The sequence below is a fragment of the Roseovarius aestuariivivens genome (genome assembly GCF_004761875.1).
Lineage (GTDB): Bacteria > Pseudomonadota > Alphaproteobacteria > Rhodobacterales > Rhodobacteraceae > Roseovarius > Roseovarius aestuariivivens.
Map to the genome: position 1 here is coordinate 100383 of NZ_SJEY01000008.1, position 17882 is coordinate 118264.

A 17882-nucleotide genomic window follows, 5' to 3' on the forward strand; every position below is an offset into this window, starting at 1 on the left:
CCGCCCCAATTTTCTTGGGGCGGGCACGATTTCATGCAAAGACCAAGACCATGACCCATATTCTTGCCATTGACCAAGGCACCACGTCGAGCCGTGCCATTTTGTTCGACTCCAACCTGCGCGTCACCGCCACCGATCAGGAAGAGTTTGCCCAGCATTTCCCGCAATCGGGCTGGGTTGAACACGCACCCGACGATCTTTGGGCCACCACTGCCAGCACGTGTCGCGGCGTGATCGAACGCGCGAACATCGACCCCGCCGACATCGCCGCGATCGGCATCACGAACCAGCGCGAAACCACGCTGGTCTGGGATCGCAAGACCGGGCAGCCGATGCATCGCGCCATCGTCTGGCAGGACCGCCGCACCGCCGAGACGTGCCGCCGTCTAAGGGGTCAAGGCCACGAGGACATGATCACCGAGCGCACTGGTCTTCTGCTCGACCCGTATTTTTCAGGAACGAAACTGGCCTGGATCCTCGAGAACGTCGAGGGCGCACGCGCCAAGGCGGAGGCCGGTGATTTACTTTTTGGAACAGTCGACACCTACCTGATCTGGCGACTGACAGGCGGCAAGGTGCATGCGACGGACGCCACCAATGCGTCCCGCACATTGCTTTATGACATTCGCAAGGGGCGCTGGAGCCAGACGATCTGCGATCTGTTGAACGTGCCCATGTCGATGCTTCCCGAGGTGCGCGATTGCGCGGATGATTATGGCACCACACGTCCCGATCTTTTTGGACGCGAGATTCCCATCCTCGGCGTGGCGGGAGATCAGCAGGCAGCGACCGTCGGTCAGGCCTGTTTCAATCCCGGCATGCTGAAATCCACCTATGGTACCGGCTGCTTCGCCCTGCTCAACACAGGCGATACGCCGGTACGTTCGCAAAATCGGCTGCTGACGACAATTGCCTATCAGTTGGACGGCAAACCGACCTACGCGCTCGAAGGCTCCATATTCATCGCGGGGGCCGTGGTTCAATGGCTGCGCGACGGGCTGAAACTGATCCGCGAAGCTAAAGAAACCCAACCGCTTGCCGACACAGCCGATCCGCATCAGAACGTCATTCTCGTCCCCGCCTTCACAGGGCTTGGCGCCCCTTACTGGCAACCGGATTGCCGTGGAGCGGTCTTCGGCCTGACCCGAAATTCAGGGCCGGCCGAGCTTGCCCGCGCGGCTCTCGAAAGCGTCGGGTTTCAGACGAGGGACCTGCTGGAGGCGATGACAGCGGATTGGGTGCCGGAAGGCGGCGGACAGGTCCTACGCGTCGATGGCGGTATGAGCGCATCTGACTGGGCGATGCAGTTTCTGGCAGACATTATCGGCGCACCGGTGGACCGGCCCGAGGTACTGGAAACCACCGCTCTCGGAGCAGCTTGGCTGGCTGGAATGAAGGCGGGTGTCTATCCGGACGCAGACGGGTTTTCCAGCGGATGGGCGCTCGAACGACGGTTCGAACCGGCGATGGACGACGCGACGCGAAGCACGCGCTACTCAGCTTGGAAACGCGCCGTCGAAGCCACGATTTCGGTATGATCGCGCCCTTCGGCATTACGGCGCCTACGCAAATTCTATTCGGCCGTGGCGAGTTTGCGAAAGCCCCATCGCTTGCGATGAAGCTCGGAACGCGCGTCTTTGTCGTGCACGGCGCCACGCCACGCCACGCAGAACCCTTTATTGCCGCGCTCGACATGCCCGTTCAGAGCTTTGCCTGTCCTAAAGAACCCGATCTGGATCTGCTGATGAGCGCACTTGCCTCAGCGCGTGCGACAAAAGCGGATTGCGTGATCGCCATCGGCGGTGGCGCGGCCATGGACTTGGGCAAGGCCGTGGCCGGATTGCTCGCCTCGTCAAACGATCCGCTCGATCACCTCGAAGTGGTGGGAAAAGGTCAGCCGCTTGCGGCGTCGCCCGCGCCCTTCATGGCCATTCCGACCACTGCAGGAACCGGCGCGGAGGTAACGAAGAACGCGGTAATCGGCGTTCCGAGCCATAACCGGAAAGTCTCGCTTCGTGACCCACGCATGATCGCCGATATCGCGCTTGTCGATCCCGCACTGACCGACAACACGCCGCCGGAAACCACGCTCGCCTCCGGTCTCGATGCCATCACCCAAGTGATCGAGCCTTATATTTCTTCGCGCGCCAATCCGGTAACGGACGCGCTTTGCCGCGATGCCATTCCGCGCGGGTTACAAGCCTTGGCGCTTTTGATGACGACCGAAGAGGCGACCGCCCGGGATGATCTCGCGCTTTGCAGCCTCTTTGGTGGTCTTGCGCTTTCCAATGCCGGGCTCGGAGCAGTCCACGGGTTGGCCGGAGTGATCGGGGGTCATGCCCCGAAGGCGCCACATGGCGCCGTGTGCGGTGCGCTGCTGCCACATGTCCTCAACTTGAATTCGGTCGCGCTCAACCGGGACGGACCGATCGCCGCGCGCATTGCGGAGGTTGTCCGGTGGATTACCGCGGCACTCGGCACCGACGATCTTGCGGCATGGGCACGTGACCATAGCCTTCCGGGTCTTGTACAGATGGGCCTGAAGGCCAGCGATTTTTCCACCGTCGCCGCAGAGGCACAGGTCTCTTCCTCTATGAAGGCGAACCCGGTGAAACTATCGGATGCGATGCTCGTCGAAGCGCTGACCGCCGCCGCCTGAACTGTGACGAGGCTTTACACGAGCTTCATTCGAAAAGTATTCAGAAAGACGGAAGTTCGCCCCGCGAAAAGAAAGGCTTTCTGAAATTGGCGATCAAAATAGAAATGCTGCGGTGTTTCATGGCCGTGGCCGACAGCGGCAGCCTTTCCGCGGCGGCAGAGACGCTGGCGCGCACGCCATCGGCCGTTTCGATGATGTTGCGTCAGTTCGAAGATCACATCGGTGCACCGTTATTCGAGGCCGGGCGCAAGTCGCGGCTGACGCCTCTGGGCGAGCTCATCCGCAACGAGGCCCGACGGGAACTGGTGCATTTCGACACGACGATCGCGGCCATCGAAGGACTGGCGCAAGCGCGCGGCGGCTATGTCCGGCTTGCGGTAACGCCCTCGGTCGCGCAGTCCATCTTGCCACCTATCTTGCGCACATACGTCAAACAGCATCCTGATGTGCGGCTTGATGTGAAAGATACGGATTCCGCTTCGGTTCAGGCCGATCTGGTGGCAGGCCGCGCCGATATTGGCCTGGCGAGCCAGCCGGAATTGCCAGGGCTCGAGCGGCATTTGCTCTTTTCAGACCGATTTGGCCTTGTTTGCCAAGCTGATAGTCCCTTGGCGCAGAATTGGACCAGTCTGACCTGGTCCGATCTGAAGGACATGCCTTTCATTGCCAACGGTCTTTGCAAACAGATCGATGATCCCGGCTTCGCCCCAATTCTGGCGAGTTCGGCGCTGAACGCGAACAACACGGCCTCGATCCTGGCACTGGTGCGCGCGGGGATGGGCGTGACCCTCTTGCCCGAGCTTGTCTTGCGTCCCGGTCACGCCGACCTCGCGTTTTTGCCGTTGGCAGATGACGGAGTACGACGCGAGGTCTGGATGGCATCCCCGGCCCCCTCCACCATGACACCCGCCGCGCGCGCCCTTGTCGACGCCATAAGGGCTGCAGAAGCGCCATTTCAGAGATTCTGAAATTTCCATCAGAACTTTGCAGTTGAACTGACGGAAGAAATCCTATGGAGTCCGCCAAATTTTATGCGGCTTTCGAAGGGATCAACCATGTCAGAGACGAAGAAGAATTATATCGCCGGCGCGTGGGTCGCGGGCGCATCCGAGATCGAAAACCGTAATCCGTCCGACCTGTCGGATCTCGTCGGCATGTTCGCTCAGGCTTCGACCGAACAACTGGAAGATGCGCTAAGCGCAGCGCGCACAGCGCAAGCGCAGTGGGCCGCCTACGGTCTGGAACGCAAACAGAATGTCCTTTCGGCAATTGGCAACGAGCTCATGTCCCGTGCCGAAGAACTCGGTCGCCTGCTCAGCCGCGAAGAGGGCAAGCCGCTGGCAGAGGGCAAGGGTGAGGTGTTTCGCGCAGGTCAGTTCTTTACCTATTACGCGCATGAGGTCCTGCGACAACTGGGCGAAAATGCCGATTCAGTGCGTCCTGATATCGAAGTCGATGTGCGTCGTGAGCCTGTCGGCACAGTGGCCGTCATCAGCCCATGGAACTTCCCCACCGCCACGGCCAGTTGGAAAATCGCGCCGGCATTGGCCTATGGCAATGCGGTAATCTGGAAGCCCGCGAACCTGACGCCCGCCTCGGCAGTTGCCCTGACCGAGATCATCGCCAAGCAGGACATCCCGGACGGGCTTTTCAACCTTGTGATGGGCCCAGGCCGCGACGTGGGTCAGCGTCTGGTCGAAAGCCCGCGCGTCAACGCAATTTCCTTCACCGGTTCGGTTCCGGTGGGACGTGGCATCGCCACGGCCGCCGTGCACAACTTCACGAAAATCCAGGCCGAGATGGGATCCAAGAACGCGTTGGCGATTATGGACGACGCCGACCTGGACCTTGCCGTGACGCTCGCCCTTGGCGGCGCGTTCGGCGGCACCGGTCAGAAATGTACCGCGTCGTCCCGGCTGGTGGTCCATGAAGGCATTCATGACGCCTTCGTCGAAAAGCTGGTCACGGGCGCCAAGGCGATGAAAGTGGGCCATGCGCTGACCGAGGGCACGCAGATGGGGCCCGTCGTCTCCGAACAGCAGCTCAACGAAAACCTGTCCTATGTCGAGCTTGGCAAATCCGAAGGCGCCGAACTGGCCTGTGGCGGCGAGCGCCTGACGATGGAGACCGAAGGCTATTACATGTCGCCCGGCGTGTTCCTAAACTCGACCAACGAGATGCGCATCAACCGCGAGGAAATGTTCGCGCCGCTGACCTCCGTGATCAAGGTCGGCAGCTATGACGAGGCGCTGCATGTCGTGAACGACACCGAGTTCGGTCTGACCTCGGGCATCGTCACGCGCGATCTGGCGCGCGCCACCCATTTCCGCCGCAACGCGCAGACCGGCGTGGTCACGGTCAACCTGCCCACCGCCGGTACGGATTATCACGTGCCCTTTGGCGGGCGCGGCAATTCCTCTTACGGGCCGCGCGAACAGGGCACCTATGCGCGCGAATTCTATACCACCGTCAAGACCGCCTATATCTCGGCGGGCAAACCGGCATGACCTACCGGATCGACAACCTGCAATACGCCAACTGGTCGGAGAAGATTTTTCGCCAGATGCGCGAGGGGGGTCTCGACGCGGTGCATGTCACCATCGCGTATCACGAGACCTTCCGCGAAACCGTGCTCAACCTCGAACAATGGAACCGTTGGTTCGAGCAATATCCCGACCTGATCATGAAGGGGCGGTGGGCGGGCGATGTGCGCACCGCGCACGAGAGCGGCCGCACCGCCATCTTCTTCGGCTTTCAGAACCCCTCGCCCATCGAGGACGATATCGGCCTTGTCGAGATCTGGCACGATCTGGGCGCGCGGTTCATGCAGCTGACCTACAACAACCAGTCGCTGCTCGCGACGGGTTGTTACGAGGCCGAGGATGCAGGGATCACCCGGATGGGCAAACAGGTCATCAAGGAGATGAACCGCGTCGGGCTAGTGGTGGACATGTCCCATTCCGCCGACCGCTCGACAATCGAGGCGGCGGATATCTCGGAACGCCCCATCGCCATCACGCACGCCAACCTGCACAGCTGGCAGTCCGCATTGCGCAACAAGCGTGACGACGTGGTGCGCGCGGTGACCGAGAATGGCGGAATGATGGGTTTTTCGATGTACCCGCATCACCTGAAAAACAAATCCGACTGCACGCTGCAAAGCTTTTGCGAGATGATCGCCATGGCCGCCGAACGTTTCGGGCCGACGCATTTCGGCATCGGCTCGGACTTGTGTCAGGATCAGCCAGACAGCGTTGTCGAATGGATGCGGGTCGGTCGCTGGTCGAAGGAAATCGACTATGGCGAGGGCTCAGCCTCTGCGCCGGGCTTTCCGGATCAGCCAGAGTGGTTCCGTGACAACCGAGACTTCGGAAATCTCGAAGACGGCCTGCGCAAGGTTGGCTTCGACGAAGCCGAAGTCGCCGGGATCCTTGGTGACAACTGGTTGCGCTTCTACGACGAGAATTTCGGCCCGGCGCCCTGAGGCGACCGGACACAGGGGTCCGCCCCACCCACGGATGTTCATATGAGGAGACCCCGAATGTCCGACACGACCCACGAAACCAAGACGACAGGGCAGATGCACCACATCAACAAGCCCCTTTTTGCCATCACCGGCGGCTTCATCGCGCTCTTTTGCGCGGTGGCTCTGTTTGATCTCGATCTCTTGTCCAGCATGGTCGATGCGGGCTTTGCCTTCTCCGCGCGGTATTTCGGCCTTTACTGGCAACTGCTGCTGCTGGCCACATTCCTGATCGGCCTTTTGCTGGTCGTGCTACCCGGTGGCCGTGCAATCCTGGGCAACCGCGACGAAGCAGAATTCCCAGTCTTCCAGTGGGGCGCCATGATCATGTGCACGCTTCTGGCGGGCGGCGGCGTCTTTTGGGCCGCGGGCGAGCCGATGGCGCATTTTCTGTCCTCGCCACCGCTTTACGGGGCCGAAGGCGCAACACAGGCGGCGGTCAATCCGGCACTTGCACAAAGCTTCATGCACTGGGGCTTTCTGGCCTGGGCGATCCTCGGCGCGCTGACGACCGTGATGCTGATGCATTACCACTACGACCTTGGTTTGCCGCTTTCGCCGCGCACGCTGCTTTACCCCGTCTTCGGCGACAAGGCGATCAAGGGTCCTATAGGCCTCATTGCCGACGCCTCCTGCATCATCGCGGTTGTTGCCGGCACGGTCGGCCCGATCGGCTTTCTTGGTCTGCAGGTAAGCTACGGCCTTTCGGCACTCTTCGGCATCTCCGACACGTTTGCCACGCAGGCCGCCGTCATTATCGGGCTTGCGGCGATCTATACGATCTCCGCGGCGACCGGCCTGTCGAAAGGCATTCAGATCCTGAGCCGTTTCAACGTGATCCTCGCCGCGATCCTTCTGGCCTTCATTCTGATCGCAGGCCCGACTGCCTTCATCTTCAAGGGCTTCTTTGGCGGCTTTGCCACGTATCTCAAGGAATTCTTCCCGATGGCGCTCTACCGGGGCGAGGCCGGGGTCTTCGGCGATCCGGGCTGGCTTGGCTGGTGGACGGTCTTTTTCTGGGGCTGGTTCCTGGGCTACGGCCCCCTGATGGCGATGTTCATCGCACGCATCTCACGCGGGCGGTCGATCCGGTCGATCGTGATCATGCTGGCGCTCATCGCCCCCATCGTGACCGCCTTCTGGTTCTCGATCATCGGCGGCACGGGCATGGCTTATGAACTGTCGAACCCGGGCAGCGTGTCGCAAGCCTTCGAAGGCTTTAACCTGCCTGCCGCTCTACTGGCAATCACCCAGCAGCTTCCGATGGGCTTCCTTGTCTCGGTCCTGTTCCTGATCCTGACCACGGTTTTCGTGGCCACGACGGGGGACTCGATGACCTATGTGATCTCGGTGGCCATGTCGAACGAGGACCGCCCCGCGCTTCCCGTTCGCATTTTCTGGGGTGTGGCCATGGCGGCCATGGCGCTCATCCTCATCTACACCGGCTCGGGCGGCATCTCGAAACTGCAAAGCTTCATCGTCGTGACCGCCGTGCCGGTTTCGCTGGTGCTGTTGCCGTCGCTTTGGGACGCGCCGCGCATTACCCTGATGAAGGGCCGCGAGGGCAAATGACGTAGCCCCGGGCGGCCCTAGGCAGGGCCGCCCGGATATGCTCAACTCGAAGAAAGACCGGAGGTGCCAGGATGACCCAAGCTTCACCCCCCACCATCGCCCCGCGCGACCCGAACGTGGTCATGAGGCTGGCGCGCCTTGGCTCTTTTCATCAGTCGCGGCTTAGCTTCATGCGCCAGCTTCTGCGCCGCATGGCAGCCGAACAGTGGCGCTTTGACGTGCCCGCGTTCGAGATTGACAGCGCCGGCGTGGGTCACGCGGTCTACACCGCCCATGGACCAGAACGCGCCTATTCGCTGGTTGCCTTCTCGCATGATCTGCCTCCCGAGCAACGCTCGGATCGGGTGATCGCCACCGCTTGGGACGCGACATTCACACTTTTCGACGGGATTCCGACGGATGCAGACATCGCCAGGCTGCGGGGTAATGTCCCCAAGCAGGAGGCTGGGCGCATCTCTGACCGCGAATTGTCACTGAGCCGTGCCAACCGCTCTGTCCGGCTCTGGAACCATGTGATCGACGCGCTTTCCGAAGGGCGACAACCGGATCAGAGCCTGGTCGACACTGTCGGCTACCTGATGCGTACCACGGCTGTCTATGGGTCTGGCAAGTTCGGAGCGGCGGACCGAGAATACACACGCCACCGTCCAGAATGCGCCGGGCCCTTCCAGATCGAGATGCTGTCGGTCTACCTGACACGCGCGTTCGTCATGGATCTGGTCGAGCATATGGCCCGCGCCCGCGCGCCTTTGACGGCCGTGCCGCTCGACCCGGCGCTGCGCCGCCGGTTCGGGATCGGCAATTCAACCGGGCTCGGGATGGCGCCGTTTCTGATCAATCATCCCCAACTGCTCAACGCCTGGATTGCCGCGCGCGAGGAAGCGCTTGCGCGCGTGAGGTCGCTTCCCACAGGCGGCGCGGCAGAGGTCGAGGCGTTCCGCACCTTCGTCATCCGCGCCCAGATGCACGCGCAAAGCTGGAGTTCGGAGCACCCCCTGCAGGTTGAGAAGCTTGATGCCCTGCGGGCTGATATGGCTGCTCTTGCCACGCATCTAAGCCAGGCGGATCTCACCAGTGATTATCCCTGGAACCGGCTTTGGCTGTGGGCCCAGGATCACCTGTCGATGGAAGGACAGGAACAACTGGCCTCGCTCATCCTTGAACCGCACGGAACCATCGTTGACCAGCTCGCCTCGTGCATGTCGGCGGAGGAGCACACCGCGTGGCCCATCGACGGCACGATGCCCGTTTCAGACCTGCGCGGGATCGTTGAGGATGTCTATGGCTGGGCGCTCAAAATCGACTGGACCGATCCCGCACCCTGTGCCCGGGTCTGGTACGTGTCGGAGGCCAAGCTGGAGCCGCGGCTCGGGCAGCGCTTTGAAGAACCTCTGGAAGCCTATGAACAACCCTTGGGCCCGGGGAGAGATGCAGCAAGACTTCACGCCGCGCTGCAAGATACCGAGGCCACCACAACAGCCGCGTTCTTGCTTCGGCGTCCCGAGTTCCGGCATATCGCCCGCCGCGCCCAGATGGCCGCGCGCCTGCCCTATGCCGAGATTCGCGACAACACGCTCGACGCGCGCATGCTGCCCATCGATATGCTGCGGCTGAAGCTGTCATTCTTCGGAGCCTGTCATTTCGACCCGCGCTCGGACCGCTGGCTGCGTATCAATATGTACCAGCATGCCCCCTTCCCGCACGAGCTTGACCGCGTGACCGGCGACGACTGGACATTGCCGCCGCTGCCACTGGCCGCGGAATAGGACGCAAGCGCATGGACTGGTCACTCAATGAAATAGAGGGGCTGGCGCGCAAGGCCGTGCGAGGGGCCGGCTATGGCTGGGGTCATGCCGAAGAAGCAGGGAAGGCGACACGTTGGATCTGTGCCGCGGGATGGCCAGGGGCCGAATTGCTGGCCGACTTGCTGACAAGGCTGGACGGTGTCGCCTACGACGATATCCGGCCCGAAAGCTGCACCGGGCCATGGCGCGCGCGGCTTGGCACGCTCTGCCCTCTGATCACGGGCGCCGCGATCTGCGATCTTGCGCCGCGTTGGGCGTCGGGAGAGACCTTGCAACTCGGCGCTGTGGCGGCGCCCCTCTTCCTCGTACCTTATATGGTTTGGTCTGCGGATCGGACGGGTGTGCCGCTCATGCTCGAATGGCCCGGTCTGAAGATCATTCGCGGCGCAGGTCAGACCGGCATCCACCTGCCTGATCCCGCCACGTTGAGCCTTGCGCAGGTCGAGGGCGCGACTCTCACCCCGGCGACATCGGTGACTGGCCTGCCTCTTATCCGCGCGTATCGCGCGCATGTCAGCGCTGACCCGGCCGCGCGCCTGCAACAGCTGGCCCACCGCACCTACGCGCCCGAAACCGAGGAAAGCCGCCGCGCCGGGGCCGGCGCGGGGCTTAGCGACAACGACTGACGTCGATCAAAACTGCCAGAGCGCGGGCACGAAGCGATATGCATCGCCGTCGCGCTTCACATGGCCCACGCCCGGGAACGGGAAGTGATAACCCAAAACCGCGATACGGTCCTCGGCCGCCATGTCGAGCAATCGTTTGCGAGTCGCGACCGTCTGCTCGCCATCGCTGTCGAAATTATTGTACCAGCCGGGGTGCGCGAAATTCGTGTAGGCGTGGCTCATCGCGTCGCCAAGCGCGATCAGGGAGCTGTCGCCGCTATCCACGCGCACGCTCATATGACCCGGCGTGTGACCCGGTGTATCAAACAGCGTCACCCCCGACACCACCTCGTATCCATCACCGACAAGCGTCCACTCGACACCCTCGGTCTCGATCGAATTGACCGCGCCGACGACGAATTGCTGATCCTCCGCCGGTACGCGGTTGACCAGACCGTCCTGCATCCAGTGGGCATGCTCTGCCTCGCCTAGGATATACTCGGCATCCGGAATGATTGCCTCGTCGAAATCGTCCCTGATACCCCAGATGTGGTCGGGGTGGGCATGCGTGATGACCACGTGGGTGATTGCGAACGGATCAATCCCTGCCGCGTCAAGATTGCGCATCAGCTGACCTGCGGTGTCGAAAAACCGATTGCCGGATCCAACGTCAACCAGCACCTTTGCGTCCCCAGTTTCGACGTAAAGATGGTTGGTATGAGAGTACCCCTCCTCGGGTGAAAGATAATTGGCCTCAAGAAACGCCTGAACCTCCTCGCGCGGGGCGTTGATGCCAAGCCCGGTGGTAGGCAGGCTGAACCAACCGTCAGAGACGATCGTGATGCGCGCATCACCGACCGAAAAGCGGAAAAAGCCGGGGTTTTCACCGACGGGGCGGCCTAGCTCAGCGCGCACCGCTGCCGGCATCGCGAAGGCCGGCGCAGCGGCCGCCAGTTTCATAATCTCGCGGCGCGTGGGTTTGAAAAGCGGCATTGTGGATCCTCCCCGTTTACATTTCACGCGAGGATAGCCACGCCTTCGTTCAACGCAACACGTTTTCTGAATATGTTTGCCGCTGGACCGGCACCCAGACCGCTCATACTCTCGACCGAGGTCACCGGAGCAGTTCCCATGCGCACGTCCCGCATCCTCACCGCCGTCGAAGCCCATGCCGAAGGCGAGCCCGGTCGCGTCATCACAGGTGGCGCGCCGATCCTTCACGGCGCCAGCGTGTTCGAAAAAATGCAGGACATGGCGCGCAATCACGACGATCTGCGTCTTCTGATGCTGCGAGAACCGCGTGGGTATCCGGCGCTGTGCTGCAATATGCTTGTGCCGCCCTGTGATCCGAAGGCCGACGCGGGTTTCATTATCATGGAGCAGACGGAGTATCCGCCGATGTCAGGCTCCAACACGATCTGCGTCGTGACCGTGCTTCTCGAAACCGGCATTCTTCCGATGACTGAGCCGGTCACCAACCTGACGCTCGAAGCGCCTGCCGGTCTGATCCGGGTGCGCGCCGACTGCAAGAACGGCAAGGTTGTGCAGGTGACATTTCAAAATGTGCCGGCTTTTGCCCTGCATCTCGACGCATCGCTCGACGTGCCAGGTTTGGGGCGCATCGCCGTGGATATCGCCTGGGGCGGGATGTTCTATGTGCTGGCCGATGCCGATGCTCTTGGCGTCTCTCTTGCCGCCGAGAACGGTGCGCAGATCGTACAGGTTTCCGAACGCATTCTTTCAGCGGCGCAAGAGCAACTGCCCGTCGCACATCCCGAAAATCCTGCGATTACGGGGCCGACCATCACGCAGCTTTACGGCGCGCCGGTACTCCCCGGCACGCATCAACGCAACGCCGTCACGGTTTCATCCGGCGGGTATGATCCTGACAAACCGCACGCCGTGCCCGGCACGCTGGATCGTTCGCCGTGCGGTACGGGCACCTGCGCGCGCATGGCAGCACTTTTCGCTCGCGGCGAGTTGAAGCCGGGGCAGGATTTCGTCAATGCCGGTCCGCTCGGAACCCTTTTCACGGGGTCGATCACAGACGTAACGGAAGTCGCGGGACATCCTGCAATCATCCCGTCTCTGTCGGGACAGGGATGGATCACCGGATTGTCTCAGTGGACGCTCGATCCAACCGACCCGTTCCGGCAAGGTTACAGGATCGGTGATATCTGGGCCTGACGTGAAACCGGCGTTAGTAGGGTCCCACACCACCCGTTACAGTGGCGAGTACGAAAACGACGACGGCAAGACCGGCAATGATATGATAGTTGCGAATACGAAGCATGGCTGAAGCCTGAAAAACGGTACGTTGAATAAATTCATGATACCTCAACCGACGCTCTGTCGCAGCGGGAAGTGACTCCTGCCCGAATTTGCGCGGATTTCAGCCGCTCAGCCGGCCTCTTGCAGACGCGCCACATAGCGCGCCAGCGTATCGATCTCCAGGTTGACCTGGTCCCCCACCTTTGTCTGGCCCCAGGTCGTAACTTCTTTCGTATGCGGGATGAAATTTATGCCGAAGTCCCGGCCTTCCACCTCATTCACTGTCAGCGACGTCCCGTTCAGCGCAACGGATCCCTTTGGGGCGATGAACCGTGCAAGTGCCTCCGGTGCACGCAAGGTCACGCGGGTACTGTCGCCATCGTCACGAAGGTCAACAACCTCTGCCAAGCCGTCGACATGTCCCGATACGATATGCCCGCCAAGCTCGTCCCCGACCTTGAGTGACCTTTCTAGATTGACACGACGGCCTTCGGACCACGTCCCGAGATTGCTTTTTGATACAGTCTCTGCGGATACGTCCACGTCGAACCAGTCCGCGCCTTTGTCGACCACCGTCAGGCAAACCCCGTCGCAGGCAATCGAGGCGCCGATATCGACGTCGCTCATGTCATAGCGGGTGCCGATGCGCACACGCATGTCGCCGCGCGTCTCAACGGCGCGGATCTCGCCCATATCGGTAATAATACCTGTAAACATGAAAGCGCTCCCTGTGCTTTGATCCGGACCTAGCGGGCGCGGCGCGCTCTGGCAAGACGGCCTCTTGCCCGGGTCTTAAATTCGCCCCAATACTGAGGTAGTGCGACCAAAAAGCAAAAGAGCAGACGAAAGCAGGCGATCTAATATGAGTGCGCTTTCCGGCGATAATCTGGTTTTCCTCTTTCTTCAGGGGCCGCACGGGCCGTTTTTCGCAAAGCTCGGAACGATGCTCTGCCGTGCAGGCGCTCAGGTCTGGCGCGTGGGCTTCAACGCGGGCGACGCGGCATTCTGGCCCCAAAAGGGCCAGTACATCCCCTTCACCGGAACCATTGACAACTGGCGCGGCGCCTTCCGCGAGCTGCTGTCGGAAAAGGGCGTGACGGACCTTGTTCTATATGGCGACACAAGACCCATCCATGCCCAGGCCGTCGAAGCGGCGCGCACAGCCGGATTACGCATTCACGTTTTCGAGGAAGGCTACTTGCGGCCCTACTGGGTGACCTATGAGCGGGGTGGCAGCAACGGAAATTCACGCCTCATGGAAATGGGCGTGGCGGATATGCGCCGCGCGCTGGAGAATTCCGACATGGACAGCGCCCTGCCGCCCGCTTCGTGGGGCGACATGCGACAGCATATTTTCTACGGGGCGGCCTATCACGGATGCGTTCTTTTCCTCAATCGACGCTATCGAAACTTCCGACCGCACCGCGCCCTTTCCGTCAGCCAGGAATTTCGTCTGTACATCAAGCGCCTGCTGCTGATGCCGGCACAGGCCATTGACCGGCGCATCGCGACGCGGCGTATTCGCAATGGCGGGTTCCCGTACCATCTCGCGCTGCTGCAGCTTGAGCATGACGCATCATTTCAGATGCATTCGCCATTCTCCACGATGACCGAATTCCTTGAAACCGTGACCGAGAATTTTGCAAAAGGCGCGCCCCGACATCATCACCTTGTCGTCAAAGCCCATCCGCTCGAAGATGGGCGCATCCCGATCCGATCCGAGCTTCGGCGGCTCGCACGACAACACAACATCGCCGACCGCGTACACTACGTCCGCGGCGGCAAGCTGGCGCAGCTACTCGACGAGGCGCGAAGTGCCGTGACGGTCAACTCAACCGCTGCGCAACAGGTGCTCTGGCGCGGTATTCCGCTCAAGACTTTCGGCGAGGCCGTCTATGCCAAGCCAGAATTCGTGTCGACCAAACCCCTTCGCGATTTCTTTGCCGCGCCCGAGCGGCCCGACCGCAAGGCCTACGCCGATTATCGGCGCTACCTGCTTGAAACCAGCCAGGTGGCGGGCGGTTTCTATTCAGCCCGGGGCCGCAGACAACTGCTGCGGCAGGCTGTCGACATGATGCTCAACGACGAGGATCCCTATGACGCGCTCGTCTCCGGTACCGCGGCGCCGCGGCAACAGTTGCAGGCAGTCACCTGACGGCGTCCGACGGTTGCACTGGATTTGACCGCCCGCGTAAGCTATTGTGACAAAAAAGTTCGAGGCAGTACAAAAACAGGTCGAGGAGACCGGGCAGTGAATATTCAATCCAGCCGATGGGCGCGGTCCGTCGCAGTACTGCTTGTGGCGACCATGGTCGCATCCTGCGGCTTTCTTCCCCGTTCAGGCCCCAACAAGCGCGAGATATATGAAGGATCAGTACAACGATCTGGCGATGCGTTCGTCGTTACGGTCAACGACCGTGTCACCCGCGCCACCGCTGTGCAACCGACGCTCGGCTTCACTGAAGAATTCAAAAATGCCGGGCTTGTTGGTTCGGACACGATCCGACCGGGTGATACGCTGGGTCTGACGATCTGGGAGAACGTCGATGACGGTCTTCTGGCCAGCGAAGGCACCAAGCAGACGGTCCTCGACGAAGTGCAGGTCGATGGCGCTGGGTTCATTTTTGTGCCCTACGCCGGTCGCATTCGTGCCGCTGGTAACACGCCCGATGCGATCCGCCGCATCATCACCAACAAGCTAAGCCCGACGACACCGGATCCGCAGGTCGAGGTGCGCCGCCTGGCGGGGGACGGATCGACGGTCTCGCTGGTGGGTGCAGTTGGCGCACAAGGCGTCTATGCCATCGAACAGCCGACCCGGACACTGTCCACCATGCTCGCCACGGCGGGCGGCATCGCGATCGAGCCCGAAACGGCCCAGATCACCGTGATCCGTGGCGCCATGCGGTCGAAAATCTGGTTCCAGGACCTATACCGGCACCCTGAATTCGACATCGCGCTACGCGGCGGCGATCGCATTCTGGTCGAAGAAGACACCCGCGCCTTCACCGCGCTCGGTGCTACCGGCGGCCAGGCCCGCGTGCCCTTTCCTTCGCCCACGATCTCGGCGCTCGAGGCCATCGCGCAGGTGGGCGGCCTTCAGGCCGGTGCGGCGGATCCGACCGGCGTCTTCGTACTGCGCAATGAGCCGGCCGAAATCGCCAATCAGGTGCTTGGTCGCGACGATCTTCGTGGCGCGCAACGCCTGGTTTATGTGCTCGATCTGACGCAGCCGAATGGCATGTTCATGGCGCGCGACTTCGCGATACGCGACGACGACACGATTTTCGTGACAGAAGCCCCGTTCGCCCAGTGGAGCAAGGTCATCGGTGCGCTGACCGGCACGCTTGGCGCCGTCGGCTCAATCTCGACCGCAGGCGATACGCTTAACGGCAACTGATGCCGGTCCCAGATCCGAAACCACCCGCCGAGCCACGCACGCCTCGGCGGGTGCTTTATTTCAATGCGGGCTTTCTGCGTCAAAAACGTATCCGGCGGATCATGGAGCTTGCCGGTCTTCCGCTGCGTCTCGGACGGCCCGGCGCCGAAGATGCGATAGCCGTCTGGGGTCGCTCTCCCTATGCGGTTCGCGGCGAGGCGATGGCGGCGCGCAGCGGGGCAGACCTGATCCGGATCGAAGACGCCTTCTTGCGGTCGCTCTTTCCCGGTCGCGCCGGCGAGCCGCCGCTTGGCCTTCTGATCGACCGCACAGGCGTGCATTTCGACAGCACTGGCCCGTCCGACCTTGAGACCCTTCTGGCCACACGTCCACTGGACGACACGCCGCTTCTGGACCGGGCGCGCGCCGGCATCGCCCGCCTGCAAGAGGCGCATCTTACAAAGTATTCCGGAGTCGACCCGCAAACGCCCTGCCCAGAGCCGGGCTATGTGCTTGTGATCGATCAGACACGCGGCGATGCCTCGGTCATTCATGGCGGCGCGACGGCGGACACATTTCGGGACATGCTGGTCTGTGCGCGCATGGAGAACCCCGGCGCGCGCGTATTGATAAAGACACATCCAGAAACGGTGCGGGGCCATCGCAAAGGGTACTTCGGCCCCGATGACGTCTGCGACGGCGTCGAACTCTGTTCGGATACCGTCAGCCCGTGGACACTCATGGAAGGTGCGATCGGCGTCTACACGGTGACCTCGCAACTTGGCTTTGAAGCGATCTTCGCAGGCCACAGACCTCAGGTTTTCGGTCAGCCCTTCTATGCCGGGTGGGACCTCACCCAAGACCGCCATCCGCATCCACTGGCGCGCCGGGGCCGCCGCCTGTCGCGGGCCCAGCTTTTCGCAGCGGCAATGATCCTTTACCCGACATGGTATGATCCATGCCGCGACAGGCTGTGTTCATTCGAGGATGCGATAGCCCATCTCGAGGCACAGACGCGTGCCTGGCGCGCCGACCACCGCGGGTGGGTGGCGGCGGGGATGCGCCTTTGGAAGCGCGCGCCTCTTCAGAGGGTCTTTGGCCAGCAAAAAAGGCTGCTCTTTGAAAACGATCCCGCCAAGGCCGACGCGCGCGCCACGCGTACCGGGCGCAGACTCATGATCTGGGCGGGCAAGGCCCCGCCCGGCCTTTCGGCGACACGGGTCGAGGACGGCTTTCTACGCTCGCGTGGCCTTGGTGCAGCTTTGGTACCCCCTATGTCTCTCGTGACCGACGATCTCGGAATCTACTATGATCCCCATAAGGAAAGCGGGTTGGAGCGTCTGATCGCAAGCCGCGAAACGCTGCGACCCGATCAGCAAAACCGCGCCGAAGCGTTGATTGCGCGACTCATCGATCTCGGGCTGAGCAAATACAATTTGGGACTGCCTGCGGCAGAATTGCCATCCGGGCCGCGCCTGCTGGTACCGGGGCAGGTTGAGGATGACGCGTCGATCCGCTTGGGCGCGGGCGAGATCTCGACAAATCTTGCGCTTTTGAAAGCCGCCCGCGCAGCCAATCCTGGTGCCACCTTGCTCTACAAGCCCCATCCGGATGTCGAGGCTGGCCTGCGTAGGGGATCGGTGCCGCAGACCGATCTCGATGCAATCGGCTGCATCGTCTTGCGTGATGTCGATCCCGCGTCCCTATTGCAGGAGGTCGACGAGCTTTGGACAATGACCTCGCTGATGGGGTTCGAAGCCCTTTTGCGCGGCGTGCGCGTGACCACGACAGGTGCCCCATTTTATGCCGGTTGGGGCCTGACGCGGGATCGTGGTGCGCCGCCGCCCCGTCGCCGGGCCCGGCCCTCGCTCGCGGGTCTCGTACATGCGGCGCTTATCGATTATCCGCGTTACGTAGATCCCAAGACCGGCCTGCCCTGCCCGGTCGAGGTCGCGCTCGACCGGCTGTCGTCCGGCGACATCCCGCATCCCGGGCGTGCCAATCGCGCGCTGTCGAAACTGCAGGGAGTTTTCGCATCTTACGCTGGCCTTTGGCGCTAGAGCTGTCT

Annotated in this window: 14 protein-coding genes; 12 read left to right on the forward strand and 2 right to left on the reverse strand. The window is 61.9% G+C overall.

Annotated features, from left to right (window positions below; genetic code table 11):
• Positions 1-50 precede the first annotated feature (50 nt).
• From glpK to EZV60_RS13870, 8 genes are all read left to right on the forward strand, one after another.
• Complete coding sequence (gene glpK / locus EZV60_RS13835) at positions 51-1538, forward strand: glycerol kinase GlpK (protein WP_135506189.1); 1488 nt, start codon at positions 51-53, stop codon at positions 1536-1538.
• Positions 1538-2659 carry an iron-containing alcohol dehydrogenase gene (locus tag EZV60_RS13840; RefSeq protein ID WP_167853531.1) on the forward strand — a complete coding sequence of 374 codons (1122 nt, stop codon included), beginning with the start codon at positions 1538-1540 and terminating at the stop codon, positions 2657-2659. Before glpK ends, EZV60_RS13840 begins: the two co-directional genes overlap by 1 nt.
• A gap of 86 nt (positions 2660-2745) precedes the next feature.
• The gene (locus EZV60_RS13845; RefSeq protein WP_135506191.1) at positions 2746-3627 is read left to right on the forward strand and encodes a LysR family transcriptional regulator; all 882 of its coding nucleotides are present in this window, start codon (positions 2746-2748) and stop codon (positions 3625-3627) included.
• Between the two features lie 87 nt (positions 3628-3714).
• Complete coding sequence (locus EZV60_RS13850; protein WP_135506192.1) at positions 3715-5166, forward strand: aldehyde dehydrogenase family protein; 1452 nt, start codon at positions 3715-3717, stop codon at positions 5164-5166.
• On the forward strand, positions 5163-6143 hold the full coding sequence (locus EZV60_RS13855) for a membrane dipeptidase (RefSeq protein WP_135506193.1): 981 nt from the start codon (positions 5163-5165) through the stop codon (positions 6141-6143). The genes EZV60_RS13850 and EZV60_RS13855 overlap by 4 nt, the downstream gene beginning before the upstream one ends.
• Positions 6144-6200: 57 nt before the next feature.
• Positions 6201-7754 carry a BCCT family transporter gene (locus EZV60_RS13860; protein ID WP_135506194.1) on the forward strand — a complete coding sequence of 518 codons (1554 nt, stop codon included), beginning with the start codon at positions 6201-6203 and terminating at the stop codon, positions 7752-7754.
• A gap of 71 nt (positions 7755-7825) precedes the next feature.
• Positions 7826-9520 (forward strand): hypothetical protein, encoded by a 1695-nt coding sequence (locus EZV60_RS13865; RefSeq protein WP_135506195.1) that lies wholly within the window; start codon positions 7826-7828, stop codon positions 9518-9520.
• An 11-nt stretch (positions 9521-9531) separates the two neighbouring features.
• Positions 9532-10185 carry a DUF3726 domain-containing protein gene (locus tag EZV60_RS13870; RefSeq protein ID WP_135506196.1) on the forward strand — a complete coding sequence of 218 codons (654 nt, stop codon included), beginning with the start codon at positions 9532-9534 and terminating at the stop codon, positions 10183-10185.
• Between the two features lie 6 nt (positions 10186-10191).
• Here the strand turns inward: EZV60_RS13870 and EZV60_RS13875 are convergent, their stop codons facing one another.
• A complete protein-coding gene (locus tag EZV60_RS13875) occupies positions 10192-11157 on the reverse strand; it encodes an MBL fold metallo-hydrolase (RefSeq protein WP_135506197.1) in 966 nt (321 codons plus the stop codon).
• Positions 11158-11295: 138 nt separating this feature from the next.
• On the opposite strand from EZV60_RS13875, the gene EZV60_RS13880 reads away from it, so the two are divergent.
• Positions 11296-12351 carry a proline racemase family protein gene (locus EZV60_RS13880; RefSeq protein WP_135506198.1) on the forward strand — a complete coding sequence of 352 codons (1056 nt, stop codon included), beginning with the start codon at positions 11296-11298 and terminating at the stop codon, positions 12349-12351.
• Positions 12352-12564: 213 nt separating this feature from the next.
• Here EZV60_RS13880 and EZV60_RS13885 read toward each other — a convergent pair whose 3' ends face one another.
• Positions 12565-13152 (reverse strand): riboflavin synthase, encoded by a 588-nt coding sequence (locus tag EZV60_RS13885; protein WP_135506199.1) that lies wholly within the window; start codon positions 13150-13152, stop codon positions 12565-12567.
• A gap of 145 nt (positions 13153-13297) precedes the next feature.
• Here EZV60_RS13885 and EZV60_RS13890 point away from each other — a divergent pair, with 145 nt between their 5' ends.
• The 3 genes from EZV60_RS13890 (at position 13298) to EZV60_RS13900 (ending at position 17874) form a co-directional block, all read left to right on the forward strand.
• A complete protein-coding gene (locus EZV60_RS13890) occupies positions 13298-14590 on the forward strand; it encodes a capsule biosynthesis protein (protein ID WP_135506200.1) in 1293 nt (430 codons plus the stop codon).
• Positions 14591-14743: 153 nt separating this feature from the next.
• Complete coding sequence (locus EZV60_RS13895; protein WP_135506322.1) at positions 14744-15835, forward strand: polysaccharide biosynthesis/export family protein; 1092 nt, start codon at positions 14744-14746, stop codon at positions 15833-15835.
• Complete coding sequence (locus EZV60_RS13900; protein ID WP_135506201.1) at positions 15835-17874, forward strand: capsular polysaccharide biosynthesis protein; 2040 nt, start codon at positions 15835-15837, stop codon at positions 17872-17874. Before EZV60_RS13895 ends, EZV60_RS13900 begins: the two co-directional genes overlap by 1 nt.
• The last annotated feature ends 8 nt before the right edge of the window (positions 17875-17882 follow it).

What these genes read in the sequence shown, in the direction of transcription:
- glpK (WP_135506189.1), top strand. Translation starts at nt 51, where the DNA reads ATGACCCATATTCTTGCCATTGACCAAGGCACCACGTCGAGCCGTGCC.
- EZV60_RS13850 (WP_135506192.1), top strand. Translation starts at nt 3,715, where the DNA reads ATGTCAGAGACGAAGAAGAATTATATCGCCGGCGCGTGGGTCGCGGGC.
- EZV60_RS13855 (WP_135506193.1), top strand. Translation starts at nt 5,163, where the DNA reads ATGACCTACCGGATCGACAACCTGCAATACGCCAACTGGTCGGAGAAG.
- EZV60_RS13860 (WP_135506194.1), top strand. Translation starts at nt 6,201, where the DNA reads ATGTCCGACACGACCCACGAAACCAAGACGACAGGGCAGATGCACCAC.
- EZV60_RS13865 (WP_135506195.1), top strand. Translation starts at nt 7,826, where the DNA reads ATGACCCAAGCTTCACCCCCCACCATCGCCCCGCGCGACCCGAACGTG.
- EZV60_RS13870 (WP_135506196.1), top strand. Translation starts at nt 9,532, where the DNA reads ATGGACTGGTCACTCAATGAAATAGAGGGGCTGGCGCGCAAGGCCGTG.
- EZV60_RS13875 (WP_135506197.1), bottom strand. Translation starts at nt 11,157, where the DNA reads ATGCCGCTTTTCAAACCCACGCGCCGCGAGATTATGAAACTGGCGGCC.
- EZV60_RS13880 (WP_135506198.1), top strand. Translation starts at nt 11,296, where the DNA reads ATGCGCACGTCCCGCATCCTCACCGCCGTCGAAGCCCATGCCGAAGGC.
- EZV60_RS13885 (WP_135506199.1), bottom strand. Translation starts at nt 13,152, where the DNA reads ATGTTTACAGGTATTATTACCGATATGGGCGAGATCCGCGCCGTTGAG.
- EZV60_RS13890 (WP_135506200.1), top strand. Translation starts at nt 13,298, where the DNA reads ATGAGTGCGCTTTCCGGCGATAATCTGGTTTTCCTCTTTCTTCAGGGG.
- EZV60_RS13895 (WP_135506322.1), top strand. Translation starts at nt 14,744, where the DNA reads ATGGTCGCATCCTGCGGCTTTCTTCCCCGTTCAGGCCCCAACAAGCGC.
- EZV60_RS13900 (WP_135506201.1), top strand. Translation starts at nt 15,835, where the DNA reads ATGCCGGTCCCAGATCCGAAACCACCCGCCGAGCCACGCACGCCTCGG.